Raw genomic sequence first — 18,585 nt, 5'->3', positions numbered from 1 at the left:
GAAGCGGCAGCAACCCGCGCTACATATTGTAGCGGGAGGAATGCCATGTTTGATTTTTCGCTGGGCGAAACCGCGGACGCGATCCGCGACGCGACGGCGCGATTTGCCGCCGATACGATTGCTCCGCTCGCTACGGAGATCGACGAAAGCAATACGTTTCCACGTCAGCTCTGGCCGCAGATGGGCGCGCTTGGTCTGCACGGCATCACCGTGGAAGAAGAATTCGGCGGTGCCGGTCTCGGCTATCTCGAACATGTCGTTGCCATGGAGGAAGTCTCACGTGCCTCGGCTTCCGTGGGCTTGAGCTACGGCGCCCATTCCAATCTCTGTGTCAACCAGATCAGCCGCTGGGCCACACCGGAGCAGAAGCAACGCTATTTGCCAAAGCTGATTTCCGGTGAACATGTCGGCTCGCTTGCCATGTCCGAAGCCGGCTCCGGCTCGGATGTCGTTTCCATGCGGCTCAAGGCGGAACGCAGGGGTGATCGCTACCTCCTTAACGGGACGAAGTTCTGGATCACCAATGCGCCGCATGCCGATGTGCTCGTCGTCTACGCAAAGACCGATCCGGCCGCGGGACCGAAAGGTATTTCGGCTTTCATCATCGAAAAAGGGATGTCCGGTTTCAGCGTTTCAAAAAAGCTCTCCAAGCTCGGCATGCGCGGCAGCGATACGGCGGAATTGGTCTTTCAGGATTGCGAGGTGCCGGCAGAAGCACTGATGGGCCGGGAAGGCGACGGCGTGAAGATCCTGATGTCCGGCCTCGATTATGAGCGTGCAGTGCTCGCGGCCGGTCCGCTTGGCATCATGCAGGCCTGCCTCGATGTGGTGCTGCCCTATGTGCGGGAGCGCAAGCAGTTCGGCAAGGCGATCGGCGACTTCCAGCTGATGCAAGGTAAGATTGCCGATATGTATGTCGCGCTGAATTCATCGCGCGCCTACGTCTATTCTGTCGCCCGCGCCTGCGATGGTGGCCGGACGACCCGCACGGATGCGGCGGCCGCGATCCTCTTTGCCAGCGAGAATGCCGTGAAAGTGTCGCTGGAGGCGATCCAGGCGCTCGGCGGCGCCGGATATACCAAGGAGTGGCCGGTCGAACGTTTCCTGCGCGATGCCAAGCTTTACGATATCGGCGCCGGAACCAACGAGATTCGCCGCTATCTGATCGGCCGGGAGCTCATCGCATCATGACGGTGATTTCCTCTGACATTGATCGCGGCAGCGAAACCTTCAAGACCAACACAATCAATAATAAAGGACTGATCGACGCGCTCTACGACCGCTCAGCGAAGACCCGTGGAGGCGGCTCACAGGCAGCGCGCGAGCGCCACACCGGCAAGGGCAAGCTCCTGCCGCGCGATCGCATCCAGTTGCTGCTCGATGCCGGCAGCCCCTTCCTGGAGATCGGCACGCTGGCGGCGAACGGCATGTATAATGACGAGGCGCCGGGTGCCGGCATCATTACCGGCATAGGCCGCGTTTCCGGCCGCGAGGTGATGATCGTCGCCAATGATGCGACAGTGAAGGGTGGTGCTTATTTCCCTGTCACGGTGAAGAAACATCTGCGGGCGCAGGAGATCGCCATGCAGAACCGGCTGCCGTGCCTCTACCTTGTCGACAGCGGCGGCGCCAATCTCCCGCATCAGGCCGAGGTCTTTCCCGACCGCGATCATTTCGGGGCGATCTTCTACAATCAGGCACAGATGTCGGCCGAAGGCATTCCGCAGATTGCCTGCGTCATGGGAAGCTGCACGGCGGGCGGCGCCTATGTGCCTGCCATGTCCGACGAGACAGTCATCGTTCGCAATCAGGGTACGATCTTCCTTGCCGGCCCGCCGCTAGTGAAGGCCGCGACGGGCGAGATCATCTCGGCCGAAGAGCTCGGCGGCGCCGAAACCCATGGCCGCCGCTCCGGTGTCGTCGATCACGTCGCCGAAAATGACGAGCATGCGCTGCTTCTCGTGCGCGATATCGTCGCCAGCCTCAACAGCGTGAAATCAGTCGACATCGACATTCAGGCACCACGTCCGCCAAAACTCGATCCGGAAGATCTGGGCGGTATCATCCCGGAGGATGTGCGCTCGCCTTATGACGTTCGGGAGGTCATCGGCCGCATCGTCGATGGTTCCGAACTGCATGAATTCAAGCCGCTCTATGGCGCGACACTGGTCTGCGGTTTTGCCCGTATCTGGGGCATGCCGGTCGCCATCATCGCCAATAACGGCGTGCTGTTTTCCGAAAGCGCGCTGAAGGGCGCGCATTTCATCGAGCTTGCCTGCCAGCGCCGCGTGCCACTGCTGTTTCTGCAGAACATACCGGGCTTCATGGTCGGCGGCCGTTATGAGGCAGGCGGCATCGCCAAGGACGGGGCAAAACTCGTCACCGCAGTTGCGACTGCCACCGTACCCAAGGTCACCGTCATCATCGGCGGCAGTTTCGGCGCCGGCAATTACGGCATGTGCGGCCGTGCCTATCGCCCACGTTTTCTCTTCACGTGGCCGAATAGCCGTATCAGCGTGATGGGCGGCGAGCAGGCGGCCTCCGTGCTTGCCACCATCCGCCGTGATGCGATGGAGGCGCGCGGCGAAAGCTGGCCGGTGGAAGATGAAGAAGCTTTCAAGGCGCCGATCCGCGCCGGTTACGAGGCCGAGGGCAATCCCTACTACGCCACCGCACGCCTCTGGGACGACGGCATCATCGATCCGCGCCAGACGCGCGATGTGCTGGGCCTTGCCTTTTCCGCCTGCCTGAACGGGCCGATCCCCAAAGGGCCGCGCTTCGGCGTCTTCCGGATGTGAGGTGGCGCGATGATGGAAAGCTTGCTCATAGCCAACAGGGGTGAAATCGCTCGTCGGATTATCCGCACGGCGAAAGCCCTCGGCATCCGCACCATTGCTGTTTATTCAGAGGCCGATGCCGGCCTGCCCTTCGTGGCAGAGGCAGACGAGGCTCTTGCCATCGGCCCAGCGCCTGCTCGCGAGAGCTATCTTTCACAGAAGTGTATTCTGGAGGTCGCCCACAGGACGAGTGCGGCCGCAATCCATCCCGGTTACGGCTTCCTGTCGGAAAATGCCGAGTTTGCCGAAGCCGTCGAGAATGCCGGCATTATCTGGGTTGGTGCGCCACCTACCGCGATCCGTGCCATGGGGCTGAAGGATGCTGCCAAGCAACTGATGCAGGCCGCCGGCGTGCCGGTCACACCTGGCTATATGGGAGCGGATCAGAGCGGAGAAAGGCTTGCTGCGGAGGCGGATGCGACGGGCTATCCCGTGCTCATCAAAGCTGTCGCCGGCGGCGGTGGCAAGGGTATGCGCCGTGTCGATCAGAGGCAAGACTTTGCCGAACTGCTCGCCTCCTGCCGCCGCGAGGCGGCCTCGTCCTTCGGCGACGACCGCGTGCTGATTGAGCGCTATATCGCCAATCCACGCCATATCGAGGTGCAGGTCTTCGCCGACCGTTTCGGCAATTGCGTCCACCTCTTCGAACGCGACTGCTCGCTGCAGCGCCGGCACCAGAAGGTGATCGAGGAGGCCCCCGCTCCCGGCCTCGACGCCGCCACCCGCGCCTCAATCTGTGAGGCGGCGGTCAGGGCTGCGAAGGCGGTGGACTATATCGGGGCAGGCACCATCGAATTCATTGCCGATGCCTCGGAGGGCCTGCGCCCGGACCGTATCTGGTTCATGGAGATGAACACGAGGCTGCAGGTGGAACACCCTGTCACCGAAGCCATCACCGGTGAGGATCTGATACTCTGGCAATTGAAGGTCGCCGCCGGCGAGCCGCTGCCGAAGGAGCAAGACGATATCCTCATGAACGGCTGGGCTTTCGAGGCTCGCCTTTACGCCGAAAACCCTGCTGCCGGCTACCTGCCCTCGATCGGCCGCCTGGATCATCTGCGCTTGCCCCAAAATGTCCGGGTCGACAGCGGCGTCGAGGAAGGCAACGAGATCACCGCCTTCTACGATCCGATGATCGCCAAGATCATCGCTCACGGCCCAAATCGTGACGCAGCCCTCGCCAGGCTCACCAGGGCCTGCGAAAGCATCGAAGTCTGGCCGGTGAAATCCAATGCCGGCCTGCTCGCCCGCATTGCCGCCGACGCGGATTTCCGCGTGGCAAAGATCGATACGGGCTTTCTCGACCGTCACGCAGAGACCTTGCTGCCGAAGGAGCCCGACGAGACGACTATCGACAGGGCGGCGACGGCCTTGGCAGCAAAAGAAGGGACCGATCCCTGGTCGGCCCTCGCCGGCCTGCGCATATCGGGAGCAAGCGATAGCCGCGCGCGTGTTCGCATCGGCGACCATCTCTATTGGGGGCATGTCCGCTCCGGTCTCGACACCAATGCCATCAAGTCCGGCGATATGACGGTTCTCTTCGATGGCGGCAATGCCTGGCCGATCGGCCTTCCTGTCGCCAGTGAAGTCGAAGCGCATCAGGGCGCCGGCGATGGCGCAATCCTTTCGCCAATGCCGGGCCTCGTCATTTCCGTCGATGTCGCGGAGGGCGATCACGTTGTCAAAGGCGACAGGCTGCTGACGGTTGAGGCGATGAAGATGGAACATACGCTGCGCGCACCCTTTGACGGCCTGGTCGGCAAGCTGCCAGTCTCCGTGGGCGCCCGGGTCTCGGAAAACCAGCTCGTCGTCAACGTCATGAAGGAAGAGCACTGATGGCCGGCCGCTACTTCGACGAATGGACGGTCGGCGACCGGGTTGCCCACGAGATCCGCCGCACGGTCACGGAAACCGACAACCTGCTCTTCACGACGCTCTCCCATAATCCGCAACCACTGCATCTCGACGCCGATTATGCGGCGGGTACGGAATTCGGCCGCATCGTGGTCAACGGCACCTTCACCTTCGCGCTCACCGTAGGCCTCTCGGTCGGTGACACGACACTCGGCACGCTGGTCGCCAATCTCGGCTACGACAAGGTGACGATGCCGAAGCCGGTTTTCATTGGTGATACGCTTCGTGTGGAAACCGAAGTGACGGAGCTCAGGCGCTCCAACTCGCGACCCGATGCCGGGATCGTCACGTTCAAGCATATCACGCTAAACCAGCGAAACGAGATCGTCTGCCAGTGCCTGCGCACGGCCATGCTGCAGGTGAAGCCGTCATGAGGCTGCGCTCGCTGCTGTTCGTGCCCGGCGACAGGCCGGAGCGTTTTGACAAGGCCCTCGCCTGCGGCGTCGATGCCGTCATCCTCGATCTGGAAGATTCGGTTTCCGCGCGGAACAAGCCGTTGGCGCGAGACGCCGTACACGACTTCGTCGCACGCCGCGCAACTGATGCGACGCTTATTATTCGCATCAATCCCCTCACTACGTCAGCCTGTGAAAACGATCTCGTTGCGCTCGGCGATATCAATCCCTTCGCGATCATGTTGCCGAAGTCCGAAGGCGCAGCTTCGGTACGCCAGCTCGCAGGCCGCCTGTCATCCGCTGTCCCTATCCTGCCGATCGCGACGGAGACACCGGCCGCCATCTTTGAGATCGGCAGCTACAGAGATGTCGCCTCTCATCTCTTCGGGCTGACCTGGGGCGCGGAAGATCTTCCTGCCACGATCGGCGCTGCGACCGCCCGTGAGGCAGACGGACGTTATACCGCCCCCTATGAGCTGGCCCGATCCCTGGTGCTGTTTGGCGCGCACGCCGCCGCGGTTCCTGCCATCGAGACCGTCTATCCCGACTTCCGCGATCTCGACGGTCTCGCAGCCTATGCTGCTCGCGCCCGACGCGATGGTTTCTCGGGGATGATGGCGATCCATCCGGGCCAGGTCGAACCGATCAACCGCGCCTTTACACCGGACGCGGCGGAGATCGCCTGGGCAGAAAAGGTCGTGACCGCCTTCGCCGCTTCACCGGACACCGGCGTCATCCAGATCGACGGGCACATGCTCGATCTGCCGCATCTGAAACTCGCAAAACGCATTCTGGAGGCCGGAAAACTGGCGCATGAAGGATGACTGGCCTCTGGCCCAGTCGGGCGACAGCGAGAAACCGGCAGGCGCAGGAACTTGGATACGCGGTTCACCGACACCGGAAGCGCCCAAGAAATAGGCAAAATGATCAAAATGTCGCAAAATGAACATCATATGTCGTATTTTTTCAGCTCAACGCACAGCTGTGCAAAGCTATTTCCGAGGTCGAATTCTCCTGACAGTAGGTTGTTTCTGGTCGAGCATTCGAGAGATTTTTGAAATCGGCCTAATAATAATGGCTATTAATAGAATTGAATAGGCACGGTAGCTTTCATCGTTCGAGCTATATTTCATACATAAATGGAATATAGTCGATTACATCAGTGGACAGCGGGAACGTAAGGCATCAATGTCAGATGAAAAGTTCACAAAATTTGCACATGAATATTTTGTGACAGAAACTTTCTACTCTATTCATGTCATATAAACTTCATTGGTTACCGCAAATTGAACCAGTTAATAGGGCGTGCGCTCAAGAGGGGGCGCGTCCTATTTTTCGAGGGTTCTCATGCAAGCCAAGCTTCTCGGCGCCGTAGGCGCCCTTCTCGCTACAGCCTTCCTCGCTGCTGGTCCTGCCGCCGCCGCCGAAAAGACCAAGATTGATTTCTGGTTCGGTAACTCGGGCGACATCGCAAAGCGCGTTCAGGAACAGTGCGACCGTTTCAACCAGTCCCAGGGCGACTACGAAGTCGTCTGCACCAGCCAGGGCTCCTACGACGCCTCGCTGCAGAATACGATCGCCGCTTTCCGCGCCGGTAAGCAGCCGACGATCGCTCAGGTTTCGGATGCCGGCACGCTCGACATCATGCTTTCGGGCGCCTACTACCCGGCCAACAAGCTCATGAGCGACATGGGCTACAATGTTGACTGGAAGGACTATTTCTCCGGTATCGCCGGCTACTACGCAACGTCGAAGGGCGAGATGTACTCCTTCCCCTTCAACTCCTCGACGGCTCTGCTCTATTGGAACAAGGACGCCTTTGCCAAGATCGGCAAGGACCATGCTCCGGCAACCTGGAAGGAAGCAGGCGAAGACTTCAAGGCTCTCAAGGACGCAGGCTATGCTTGCCCGCTCGGCTTCGACATTTCCAACAACGAAGTCTGGCAGTACATTGAGCAGTTCGAAGCCGTCAACGGCGAAGCGATCGCTACGAAGAAGAACGGCTTTGAAGGCCTCGACGCCGAGCTGGTGTTCAACAAGAACCCGATGCTCGTCAGCTACGTCAAGGACCTGAAGTCCTGGTACGACAATAAGCTCGCCGTCATCAAGAACAAGGCTGTCGGCCAGACCTTCGTTGAAGCCTTCGCTGCTGGCGATTGCCAGGTCATCTTGACCTCGGTTGGCGACCACGGCAACGTCGGCCGTACCGCCAAGCAGGGCATGAACTGGGGCGTTTCGATGCTCCCGACCTATGGCGATGCGACCCGTCACAGCTCCTACGTCGGCGGCGCTTCGCTCTGGGTTCTGAAGGGTCATTCGGACGCCGAATACAAGGCTGCTGCTGCCTTCTTCAACTTCATCGCAAAGCCGGAAGAAGCTCTCACCTGGTCAACCGTTACCGGCTACATCCCGGTTCGTAATTCCGGCTTCGAATACCTGAAGAAGCAGGGCTTCTACGACAAGGCTCCCTATGCCGGTCGCGAACTCGCCATTCAGAGCCTGACCGCTTCCCCGGCTGGCGACACCTCTGCAAAGGGCATCCGTCTCGGTGGCCTGCTCCAGGTCCGCACCGAAATCGCTAACGGCCTGCAGGCAATCTTCGTCAACAATGCCGATGTCCAGGCTTCGCTCGACACTGCTGCCGATCGCGGCAACCAGCTCCTGCGTCGCTTCCAGCAGACCTACAAGGGCGTTCAGCTTCCCTAATCGACTAATGTGAGCCGCACCCGGACCGCTTTGGCGTGCCGGGTGCGTCTTTGCACATTCCCCTACCGGCTGCGGGAGCGACATCGCCGCCCGCGCCAGAACCAAACCAGGACGAAAACGACCACTCATGGAAAAGCGCGTCACTTTCTCCTCGACGACGATCGGCCTTCTCTTCGCATTTCCGATGCTGCTGCTGATCTTCGTCTTCTTCTACTGGCCGAGCGCGCAGGCGCTGTATTGGGCGTTCACGCTCGAGCAGCCATGGGGCGGCGGTAACGCCTGGGTCGGTTTCGACAATTTCAAACTGCTGCTGAGCGACCCGATCTATTGGGACTCCGTCACCCGCAGCATGATCTTCGGCTTCAGTTCGACTGTTATCGCCATGGGGCTGGCGCTCATCCTGGCGCTTCTGACGGATCGTGAACTGCGTGGCCATAAAATCTACCGGTCGGTCTTCATCTGGCCCTATGCGATTGCTGCTCCCGCTCTCGGTCTTGCCTTCCGCTTCATCCTGGCACCGGAGGCTGGTCTTCTGTCGGTCATCAACCACGTCTGGCCCGGCCTCTGGAACCCGGCGCTCGACGGCAAGGATGCCATGATCGCCGTGATCATCGCCTTTTCCTGGAAATATATCGGCTACAACTTTATCTTCTTCCTCTCGGCGTTGCAGGGCATTCCACGCTCGCTGATCGAGGCGGCCGCCATGGACGGCTCGGGGCCGCTGCGCCGCATGCTGGACATCCAGTTGCCGCTGCTTACGCCGACGCTGTTCTTCCTGCTCGTCATCAACATCACCGAAAGCTTCCAGGATTCCTTCGGTATCGTCGACGTCATGACCCAGGGCGGTCCGGCGCGCGCCACGGATCTCATGGTCTACAAGATCTATTTCGACGGCTTCAGGGGCCTCGATTATTCCGGCGCTGCAGCACAATCCATGATCCTGATGGGGCTCGTCATCCTGCTCACCATTTTCCAGTTCCGCTTCATCGAGCGGCGCGTGCACTACAAGTGAGGTCGCAAACATGATCGAACGCACGCCAATATTCAATTTCGTCTGCTACACCCTGCTCGCACTCGGCCTGGTGATCGCACTTCTGCCTTTCCTGATCGTCATCGTCGCATCGACGCTTGATCTCGAGACCGTCAACCGCGTGCCGCTGCCGCTGGTCCCGAGCAGCCATTTCTGGGAGAACGTGCAGACTGCCTGGGTTCGCGCCGATCTCGGCAACAAGCTGTTTCACAGCGTCATCTTCGCTGCCACGGTCGGCGCCGGCAAGGTCATCCTCTCGGCCATGGCCGCCTTCTCGATCGTCTATTTCCGCTTCCGCGGCCGCTATCTGATCTTCTGGATCATCTTCATCACGCTGATGCTGCCGCTGGAAGTGCGCATCGTGCCGACCTATTCGATCGCCGCCAATGCGCTTCAGCCCTTCCAGGCGATCCTTGATGTCACCGGCATCAGCTGGCTTGTCGCCCAGGTCACCGGCATCCAGATCAAGCTTGAATGGGGTCTTCTGAACTCCTATCCGGGTCTCGTGCTGCCGATGGTCGCCACCGCGACCGGTACCTTCCTCTACCGCCAATTCTACCTGACGGTTCCCGATGAGCTTGCCGAAGCATCGAAGATGGATGGCTCAGGTGCGGTTCGATTCTTCTGGGACGTGCTGTTGCCTCTGTCGCGCCCGAACATGATTGCACTTTTCACTATCATGTTCGTCTGGGCCTGGAACCAGTATCTCTGGCCGCTGCTGATCACGACCGATCCGAAGTTCGGCATCGCCGTCACTCAGCTCAAGACACTCATCCCCTCCGAATTCGGCCTGCCTGACTGGAACGTCGCAATGGCCGGAACATTGATCATCATGTCGCCACCACTGATCCTCGTCATCCTGATGCAGCGTTGGTTCGTGCGCGGCCTTATCTCCACCGAGAAGTGAAAGGAACAGACCCTTGGCACCGATCTCCATCCGTGGCGTGAAAAAGAGCTATGGCAAGAACGCCGTCGTTCATGGCGTCGATCTCGAAATCCAGTCGGGCGAATTCATCGTCATCCTCGGCCCGTCCGGCTGCGGCAAGTCCACGCTGTTGCGCATGGTCGCCGGCCTGGAAGAAATCACCGGGGGCGAAATTGCGATCGACGGCCGCGTGGTCAACCAGCTCGAGCCGCGTGAACGCGGCTGCGCCATGGTCTTCCAGAACTACGCACTCTATCCGCATATGAGCGTTGCCGAGAATATCGGCTATGCGCTGAAGGTCGCTGGCGTGCCGAAAGCCGAGCGGGACCGCCGCATCGCCGATGTCGCCAAGGCGCTCAGCCTCGAGCCCTTCCTGGAACGCCGCCCAGCCGCTCTCTCGGGCGGTCAGCGCCAGCGCGTCGCCATGGGCCGCGCCATGATCCGCGAACCGAAGGTCTTCCTTTTCGACGAGCCGCTGTCTAACCTCGACGCCAAGCTGCGTATCGCCATGCGTGCGGAAATCCGCCGCCTGCATCGCCGCCTCGGCGCCACGTCGATCTTCGTCACGCACGACCAGAACGAGGCCATGACGCTTGCCGACCGCATCATCGTCATGAACTCCGGATATGTCGAACAGGTCGGCACGCCGGAAGAGGTCTATCACTTTCCCGCAAGCCGTTTCGTAGCCGGTTTCGTCGGTACACCGGCGATGAACCTGCTGGAAGGCCGCGTCAACGAAAACGGCACCTTCATCTATGATGAAGGCCGTACCGTCGCCCTTCCGGCCGAGCGTGGCAAGCAGCTCGCCGGCCAGCGTGTCGTTCTCGGCGTACGCGCCGAAGCTGCCCGCCTCGTCTCTCCGGATGCGCCGGGTGCGCTTGTTGCGACCGCCGACTTCATCGAAGAACTGGGCGCAAGCCGCGTCGTGCATGCCGATTTCGATGGCCTGCCCTTCGCCGTCGCCATGACCGGTTCGGTCTCGCTGAAGACCGGCGACCGGATCGGCATCGCGATCGATCAGGATTCGATCCATCTCTATTCGGCCGACACCGGCGCAGGTCTCGTCGCCCCGGCTCGCACCGGCGCAAAGACCGTCGACGCCTGAGCCTGGCAGCGATGAACAGCTTTTCCGATCTCGCCGCCGGCGACCGCAACCTCGTTGCGGTCGCTGTGGAGACGCTTGTCGCACCGTCAACCGCCTTCTTCGCCGAGGCACGGGCTGCACAGCTGACGCAGGCCGAACATAACCGGCTGGCGGCAACGCAGCCGGCCCTCTCGACGATCGAAGTGGTCCATATCGAGAGCGGCACTCATGCAGGCAACGACCTCGTCGTCGCCGCATGGAATGCCGAACGGCTAAAGTATCCTGCGCCCTCCATCGAACTCGTTCGCCAGAGCGGCGCCGATATCCTGCTGCTGACCGAGGCAGATCTCGGCACAGCACGCGCCGGCAACCGCCATACCGTTGCCGATCTCGCCCGCGATCTCGGCATGTCTTATGTCTTCGGCGTGGAATTCATCGAGCTCGGCCTCGGGGATTCCCGCGAGCGCGAATGGCACAAGGGCGAAACGAATTCGGTTGGTTTCCACGGCAATGCGCTGCTCTCCCGCCTGCCACTCCAGGACGCCGCACTCATCCGCCTCGATGATGGCGGCACATGGTGGACGGATGCGAAGGATGGTCAAGGCCGCATCGGCGGACGCATGGCAATTGCAGCAAGGGTCGAAACCGCCGTCGGTCCAATCCTCGCCGTCAGCGTGCATCTGGAAAGTAAGACCGATGCAGAGGATCGCGCCAGGCAGACAAGCCGGCTGATCGCGGTGGTAGAAAAGCTCGCCGGCGATCTGCCTGTCGTGATAGGCGGCGACTTCAATACCAATCTCCTTCCCGCCGGAACGCACCAACCGGAAGCGCACGAGCCGCTGTTCGGCCTGCTTGCCGAGGCAGGCTATCACTGGGAAACGGCCAATGACTTCGCTCTCTCGCAGCGCACGCGCCCGGACGGAACGCCTCAGCCACCCTTTGCACGCCTCGACTGGCTATTTGCCCGCGGCCTTGCGGTAAGCGACGCCGCGACCGTTCCGGCTGTCGATGGCGACAGCGTAGCAATCTCCGATCACGAACTGGTCAAGGCGCGTTTTTTCGCGTCCTGACCGGCAACCCTTCGTCATGGCATGTCGTCACGCAAGCGCGCGCGGGGTCGGGTCGCATTCATGCTCGCTCATTGCTCCCGGACGATAAGCAGCGTCCGCGAGCGGTCATTCATCAGAAACCTTTCATGATGTGTTGCATTCGCGCACTAGCGGGGCTGCTTTAGATATTGCTAACATTCTGCGATTGGCGGGGGCCGGTTGCAAGCGTCAACGAGGGGGCGCTTGCTCAAATGGGATGGCTGCGCGTTGCGTATCTGCGGCCATCCCATACTCGCTTGAATCGAACGCCTCATCGGCAAGCCAAACAGCAACAAATACGTCTCGTAACAGGCCGTTCCGGCTTCGGCGCCGACAGAGCCCCCATGTCTTCCGCCGGCGAGATGAGAATCTCCTGGAACAATCCACACGACCGGAGTATCCCGTGACGGGCTGTTGACCTTTCGGATTGGCTCGCCCGCGCTCAAGCATGATCCGACATAAGAAAGTCGCGTCAGTACAATTTCCTTTTTACAAACAACGGAACAGTCGGATCTCGCCATCGTTATGTTCGCAGCAAATGGAGGACGACATGTCTAACGTGTCACGAACAGGAACGGACGAGATCAACAACGCGACAAATCCGAACACGTTCGGGCGATCGGTCGAGAGCTGGGCGCAAATGGAAGACGCTGCGGCGGAAAGTTCAACGCACCCTACCGGAGAGCCTCTCGGCATCTATCGGCTTGAACCGATCGCAACAGCAGATGATCCGAGATGGGTGAATTCGCCGGGCCATGGCGTGGTGGTAGTCGCAGCGAGAACGGCAGGTGACGCACGGATCGTTGCGGCCGGGCGCGAACTTGACTTCATGGAGGTTGATGCGGCACCTGCCGACGATGTCACCACGACAAATGCCAGTTCATTTCGTGACGACAAGCTTTACACGGTTGTCGAGATTGATCGGAATCGAACCGATGTTATGCGAGGTGTGCTTGAGGGTGAGATTGCGGTGGATACGATCCGGCCCGTGCAGCCCGATTGAACGAAGCGATCCAAGGATTTAGCGATTCTGGTTTTCTGCCGGAGCCGGCTTCCGTCGGGACGGTCACCGCTCAATAAAGCCCTGGATCAATCCGCTATTTCACCCAGCGTGTCGGCAACATAGGCGCCGCGCATACCCATCACCCTCGGTTTTCCCGTCGTCGTATCTTTTGCGGTCTGGTGTTCAAGTTCGGCATTCAGTTCTGCCCCGACGATCAAGATCGCGACCGAAAGCCAAATCCAGACAAGGAAGCCGATCAACGCGCCGAGCGTTCCGTAAGTCGCGTTGTAGTTCGCGAACCGGTCGAGGTAGACAGACAAGCCGAGCGACATGAGAAACCAGACAAATGTCGTCACCAGAGCACCCCATGTCATCCACCTCAGACGAGCCGGCTCACGGCTGGGACCGAACCGATAGATGGCCATGACGGCGGCAACGACCACGGCCAGGAATAGCGGCCATCTGAGAACGAGCGCCATCTGCTCCTGGAAGCGATCAAGCCAGAGGAAAGACAGCACCACGGGCATCACGGCAACGAGTCCGATGAGAATGATCGCGGTGATGATGGCGCAGACCGTGAAACAGAGCGCGATCAGGTTCAGGCGGACCAGGCTGCGTTTCTCCCCCTCTCCATAGGCTACGTTCATGGCATCGAAGAGCGCAAGCGTGCCGCTATGCGTGCTCCACAAAGCGATAGCCAGTCCGATGAAAAAAGCCATGCCGAGCGCATTGTCGCGTCGCTCCACGAGAGAACGGATCTGTTCCGAAACGAGCTCGAAGGCGCCTGGCGGCAGCACCGCTGCCAGTTCGTCCAGATGTTCCGACATGGTGAGAGGATTTGCGAAAATACCGTAAAGGGAAACCAATGCCGCAAGTGCCGGGAACATCGCAAGCAGAAGGTAGAAAGTCACCCCGGCGGCGATCAGCATCACCCTGTCCTCTAACACCTCATGCACGACACGCCAAAATACGTCTTTTAACCCTTTCCTTGGAATGGATTCCGGGACCGAGGCCTGCCGCCCATGACTGTCGCCGCCTGTTGACACATCAGCCCGCATGGCCGCCTCCGGACTAATGTCGAAACGGCGCATCGCAAGCAGGATGCCGGCAAATGTAGCGAGCGACAGGATCGCTGTTGATCTCAGGCTGACTTGAAAATTCATGCGCATCGCCCCTCTGCCTCCGTTCGGCATAACGATGAACGCGCGATCACGCCTAAAGGTGCAACTCCGCAATTGATATTGTGGACAGATAGGCAACTGATCGTCATGCAGGTCGCGCGTCTATGGAACTTCGGTCATCGCCCGTTGTTTCCATCTGATTGGAGGACGCCAGATGACATCAATGTCAAAAGAAGAGCTATCCAGGCACTTGAAGAAGCTGGATTTCTGCATGTTTTCGACACGCGGAGCCTCGAAACGGATGAACACTCGCCCGATGAGCAACAATGGCGACGTCGAATATGACGGTGATTCCTGGTTTTTCTCCTATGCGGACACCCGCAAAATATTGGAGATTAGGAAAGACAGCGCAGTGCTGCTGACCTTTACGGCGCCCCCGCACCTGCTCCGCAAGCCGGGGATCTTCATCGCAATCGATGGTGATGCCTCTCTCATCGAGGACATTTCACAATTCGAGAACCATTGGGCCAAGGGGCTGGAACGATGGTTTCCCGAGGGCGTACACACGCCTGGGCTTATCCTGATCAAGGTTGCAGCGCTTTCGGCTCAATACTGGGACGGCGAAGAGAACGGAAAAGTCGACCTCTAATATCTTCAAGCTATGATCTGCTCTGATGCGCGCATAAAAGCCAACGCTGCGTAAGCATGCCCAAGAGGTGATCGACACAAGAAATCACCCTTGCGCGGCCAGGTGGAAAAGCTGGCCGCGAAAATATTTCAGCTATCTTCGAGCAACGCCAATTCATGGCAAGACCGCCTACAGACGCGCGATTGCTTCTCCAAGTTCCTTTCGAAGCTTTTCAAGCCGAGTGCGCACCTCGTCGCGTTGCGCCCGTAGCTCTTTGATGGACCGCTCTTGTTCCGTCAGGTCGTGAAGGAACTGCTGCTTGAGCGGCGTATCACCGACAGAGGCGAGCATTGCGGATATACGCGAAGACTCCGATGTTGCGTCCTCGATCGCCTGCATAACCGTCGACAGGTCCCTTTCCGCTTCCTTCAGAGCCGTCCTCGCCGTCACAAGGCGCCGAAGCTTCTCCGCAATTTCCGGGGACGGCCCTTCGTCGAGCCATTGCAGGATCACCGTGTCATCGATATCGGCAATCGCCTGCGTCTCGCTCTCGGTCATGCGCCAGTCGATGGTCGTCGAAACCTTCTTGCCGGCGGGCACGATGACAGTCGCCCGTGCACCTTGCGGCGTTTCTTCCACATTCTCTGATGGAACGAGCTCCCACTCTGCCATGCCTAGGTCTTCCGCGATGAACGTCCTGTCGGCATCCCCGCCCCAGGCGGTGAAGGTCTTTCTCAAGCGGCGCTCCAGAGTCGCGTCGAGATAACCGTCCTTGACCACAACCGTTCGGAAGGAGCTAGACGTGGTGGTTGCCATTTCCTGCTCGATCTTCTGATCAGCTGCAAATGTCGCCGTTTCCACTCCGCCGGGCTTCATGTTACCTATGCGTGCATCGCCGACATAGCGCCCTTTTTCGTCATAGACCGCCGCGATCGCCGGCGGCAACGAGCTACCCGTGTCGTTCGTCAGCACCAGCGCGGCATCCGGATGTTGGGCTCCTTCACGATAGAGAGCAACGAACTTCGCCTCGATCTCGCGATCGAGGATCGGCACGGAAATCGTCTCGCCGTTCTTCAGGTCGTATGCGCCAGGAAGATCGAAGTTTGCGACCACGTCACCTTCGTTGGCAGTGGCCGTGACAGTGGCGGCCGGAGCGGCCATAACGGGTGCAGGAGCCTCGGCGGCCGGCCTATTCAGCAACGCACCCTCAACCATACTCCGTTTGGCGCCTGCTCCGTCCAGAAATGCGGTCGAAACCTCCGGACGTGATGGCCATGTCCTTGCGTACAGTCTCTGGCGAAGCGTCACTGGCTTGCCTGATGTCAGGGATATCGAAACCCCGTGCCAGTCTTCGCCGGACGCGTTCTCCAGCACGGCCCATGCCTGCAATCGCGCTTTGCCCTTGGCGTCGACAATGATCCTGTAGGAGGGCTTCCAGAGCGGGGCTGCGACGACATAGGAGATGTCTACTGCCGCGGACGCCTTGCCATCGAGCGCAATGGTGACCGTTCGCGTCCCCTGCACTCTGTCGCTCGACAGCAGTTCCGCTGCCCGGGCAATCATCTCGGCATCTTTGGCGTCGTCGAGTTTGTAAGCCATGGCGCCACCGATCTCGGCAACGTCAAACGCGCCGCTGTCAAGCATCACGATCAGCCGAGCGCGCTGCTTCTCCGTCGGAGGTTCTACCCCGACGATGCGTCCCTTCACCCCGTTCGCAGAGACAGGCGCGCCTCTCAGAGCCCTCAGCACACCGGCGGCCGAATCCAGATCTTGCGGCTTGATCGGCAGCACCTTGAATGTTTCGTCGACCATGCTCGGGCCGGTGGTCGAAAGCCCCTTCACGGGCGCCGGTCCCGATACGACGAGAGTCTTCAGGAAGTCATCCATCTGGTCTGTCGGCACCTCGACGACGGCATTGCCGTCGTCCCCGACATTAAGACTGCGCACATATTCGGCCACACCACCGGAGGACAGCCGGATCGACTTGATCGTTCCGCTTTGCGCCGATGCGGTTGTGGACAGCAATACTGCGGCAAACGCCGCACAGACAGCGGATGCGTATTTCATATGGCCCCCTCGATATTTAATCCCGCCGCAGAATGAGCGTAAAAAAGGGGCGGCATTTCGACAGGAAATTGCTTTTGCGTGCGCCGTCGTCTACCCGTTCGGCGAGGCGACCAAATCTCTGCAGGAGATGTCCATCTTCGATGCGATATCGGGCAAAGATGTCGTGAAAATGAGAAGGCGAACGCCTATATACGTGGCTCGAGTCTGTTTGAAAGGAAATCCGTCATGACTATCAATGGAAGCCTGCTCGTCGCGGGATCGGAAAAGCGCGGCACGCGTGGCGAGCTCTACGGCGTCGAGGCAGCCACAGGGACGGCACTGCCCGTCTCTTTCGGTGGCGCCTCCGCCGAAGACGTCGAAGAGGTAACCAGGCTTGCATGGGAAGCGTTCGCCTCTTACCGGGAAACCGATCTGGAAACGCGCGCTGCCTTTCTTGAAACGATTGCCAGTGAGATCGAGGCTATCGGCGACGAGCTGATCGTGCGGGCGATGGCGGAAACCGGACTTCCGCGCGGACGTCTCGAGGGCGAGCGCGCTCGCACGATGGGACAGCTTCGGCTGTTTGCGAAGGAGGTTCGCGAAGGCCGGTTCCAGGAGCTTCGTTTCGACGGCGCGGATCCCTCCCGCAAGCCGGTTCCGAAGCCTGATCTGCGTCTTCGCAATGTTCCGCTCGGCCCCGTCGCCGTTTTCGGCGCATCGAACTTTCCGCTCGCCTTCTCGGTCGCCGGCGGAGACACGGCGTCTGCGCTCGCGGCAGGATGCCCTGTTGTCGTCAAGGCCCATTCCGCCCATCCGGGCACGTCCGAGCTTGTTGGCCGCGCCGTACAGCGCGCCGTCGCCAAGGCGGGCCTGCATGCCGGCACATTCGCGCTTCTCTTCGACACCGGCTTCGAAGTCGGACAGAAGCTGGTGGCCGATGCCAGAATTCGGGCCGTCGGCTTCACCGGTTCGCGCCGCGGCGGTACTGCGCTGATGAAGATCTCGTCCGAGCGCAAGCAGCCGATCCCGGTCTATGCCGAAATGAGCAGCATCAACCCGGTCATCTTCTTCCCGAATGCCCTGAAGAGCCGCGCGGCAGAAATCGCAACGGCTTTCGTGAGCTCGCTGGTCCTGGGTGCCGGACAATTCTGCACCAATCCCGGCCTCATTCTCGCCGTCGACAGCGAAGGTCTGGACACTTTCATTGCCAAGAGCCGGGAGCTTCTGCCCGATGTCGGCGCCCAGACGATGCTCACGGGCTCCATCGCCAAGGCATTCTGCGATGGCGTCGCCCGGCTGGAAAAGCATCCCGAAGTCCGTCTCGTTGCCAATGGCAAGCCGGGCAGTCAATTCGAAGGCACGGCCGCTCTCTTCGAGACGACAGCTTCGGCATTTCTCGCGCATCACGAGCTTCAGGACGAGGTCTTCGGTGCAGCCGGCCTCATCGTTCGCTGCCGCGATCTTGCAGAACTCGAGCGCGTCCTCGATGGCCTCGAAGGCCAGCTGACCGTTGCCCTGCACATTGCGAGCGAAGACGAGCCGGACGCAAAGCGCCTTGTTCCCAAGCTGGAAATGCTGGCCGGAAGACTGCTCGTGAACGGCTTCGGAACCGGCGTCGAAGTATCGCCTGCCATGGTGCATGGCGGCCCCTATCCGGCAACTGCCGACGGCAGATCGACCTCCGTCGGGACGCTCGCTATCTACAGGTTCCTGCGGCCCGTTTCGTACCAGGATTTCACCAGTAACCTGCTTCCGGCTCCGCTGCGTTGATGTACCGGAGCTTGCCAGACTTCAGACGGCGGTGTCTC

General features: G+C 60.2%; 15 protein-coding genes. 13 read left to right on the top strand and 2 right to left on the bottom strand.

Annotated elements, in window-relative coordinates; genetic code table 11:
- The first annotated feature begins 45 nt into the window (after positions 1–45).
- From J2X71_RS11905 to J2X71_RS11855, 11 genes are all read left to right on the top strand, one after another.
- Entirely contained in the window at positions 46–1,191 is a 1,146-nt protein-coding gene (locus J2X71_RS11905) for an isovaleryl-CoA dehydrogenase (protein ID WP_310382303.1), read from the top strand.
- Positions 1,188–2,798 (top strand): carboxyl transferase domain-containing protein, encoded by a 1,611-nt coding sequence (locus J2X71_RS11900; RefSeq protein ID WP_310382302.1) that lies wholly within the window; start codon positions 1,188–1,190, stop codon positions 2,796–2,798. The genes J2X71_RS11905 and J2X71_RS11900 overlap by 4 nt, the downstream gene beginning before the upstream one ends.
- A 9-nt stretch (positions 2,799–2,807) precedes the next feature.
- Positions 2,808–4,673 carry an acetyl/propionyl/methylcrotonyl-CoA carboxylase subunit alpha gene (locus J2X71_RS11895; protein WP_310382301.1) on the top strand — a complete coding sequence of 622 codons (1,866 nt, stop codon included), beginning with the start codon at positions 2,808–2,810 and terminating at the stop codon, positions 4,671–4,673.
- On the top strand, positions 4,673–5,125 hold the full coding sequence (locus J2X71_RS11890; protein WP_113320683.1) for a MaoC family dehydratase: 453 nt from the start codon (positions 4,673–4,675) through the stop codon (positions 5,123–5,125). Before J2X71_RS11895 ends, J2X71_RS11890 begins: the two co-directional genes overlap by 1 nt.
- Complete coding sequence (locus J2X71_RS11885; RefSeq protein ID WP_310382300.1) at positions 5,122–5,970, top strand: CoA ester lyase; 849 nt, start codon at positions 5,122–5,124, stop codon at positions 5,968–5,970. The genes J2X71_RS11890 and J2X71_RS11885 overlap by 4 nt, the downstream gene beginning before the upstream one ends.
- 523 nt (positions 5,971–6,493) lie before the next feature.
- Complete coding sequence (locus J2X71_RS11880) at positions 6,494–7,852, top strand: extracellular solute-binding protein (protein WP_310382299.1); 1,359 nt, start codon at positions 6,494–6,496, stop codon at positions 7,850–7,852.
- 127 nt (positions 7,853–7,979) lie between these two features.
- A complete protein-coding gene (locus J2X71_RS11875; protein ID WP_310382298.1) occupies positions 7,980–8,864 on the top strand; it encodes a sugar ABC transporter permease in 885 nt (294 codons plus the stop codon).
- 10 nt (positions 8,865–8,874) lie between these two features.
- On the top strand, positions 8,875–9,789 hold the full coding sequence (locus tag J2X71_RS11870) for an ABC transporter permease subunit (protein WP_310382297.1): 915 nt from the start codon (positions 8,875–8,877) through the stop codon (positions 9,787–9,789).
- 13 nt (positions 9,790–9,802) lie between these two features.
- Positions 9,803–10,912 (top strand): sn-glycerol-3-phosphate ABC transporter ATP-binding protein UgpC, encoded by a 1,110-nt coding sequence (gene ugpC, locus J2X71_RS11865; RefSeq protein ID WP_310382296.1) that lies wholly within the window; start codon positions 9,803–9,805, stop codon positions 10,910–10,912.
- 11 nt (positions 10,913–10,923) lie between these two features.
- Positions 10,924–11,961 carry an endonuclease/exonuclease/phosphatase family protein gene (locus J2X71_RS11860; protein WP_310382295.1) on the top strand — a complete coding sequence of 346 codons (1,038 nt, stop codon included), beginning with the start codon at positions 10,924–10,926 and terminating at the stop codon, positions 11,959–11,961.
- A gap of 568 nt (positions 11,962–12,529) precedes the next feature.
- Entirely contained in the window at positions 12,530–12,982 is a 453-nt protein-coding gene (locus J2X71_RS11855) for a hypothetical protein (RefSeq protein ID WP_310382294.1), read from the top strand.
- Positions 12,983–13,068: 86 nt separating this feature from the next.
- Here the strand turns inward: J2X71_RS11855 and J2X71_RS11850 are convergent, their stop codons facing one another.
- Positions 13,069–14,145, bottom strand: a complete 1,077-nt coding sequence (locus J2X71_RS11850) for a YihY/virulence factor BrkB family protein (RefSeq protein WP_310382293.1) — start codon at positions 14,143–14,145, stop codon at positions 13,069–13,071.
- Positions 14,146–14,317: 172 nt separating this feature from the next.
- On the opposite strand from J2X71_RS11850, the gene J2X71_RS11845 reads away from it, so the two are divergent.
- Positions 14,318–14,752, top strand: coding sequence for a pyridoxamine 5'-phosphate oxidase family protein (locus tag J2X71_RS11845; RefSeq protein WP_310382292.1), 435 nt, complete (start codon positions 14,318–14,320; stop codon positions 14,750–14,752).
- Positions 14,753–14,920: 168 nt separating this feature from the next.
- On the opposite strand, the gene J2X71_RS11840 is transcribed toward J2X71_RS11845, so the two are convergent.
- Positions 14,921–16,798, bottom strand: coding sequence for a DUF4139 domain-containing protein (locus J2X71_RS11840; RefSeq protein WP_310382291.1), 1,878 nt, complete (start codon positions 16,796–16,798; stop codon positions 14,921–14,923).
- 225 nt (positions 16,799–17,023) lie between these two features.
- Here J2X71_RS11840 and J2X71_RS11835 point away from each other — a divergent pair, with 225 nt between their 5' ends.
- Positions 17,024–18,547, top strand: a complete 1,524-nt coding sequence (locus J2X71_RS11835) for an aldehyde dehydrogenase (NADP(+)) (protein ID WP_310382290.1) — start codon at positions 17,024–17,026, stop codon at positions 18,545–18,547.
- Positions 18,548–18,585: the final 38 nt, after the last annotated feature.

It is taken from the genome of Rhizobium sp. 1399 (assembly GCF_031455475.1).
Classification (GTDB): Bacteria; Pseudomonadota; Alphaproteobacteria; order Rhizobiales; family Rhizobiaceae; genus Rhizobium.
Note: the sequence above shows the minus strand (reverse complement) of the source record. Positions and strands in the feature narration are given on the sequence as shown.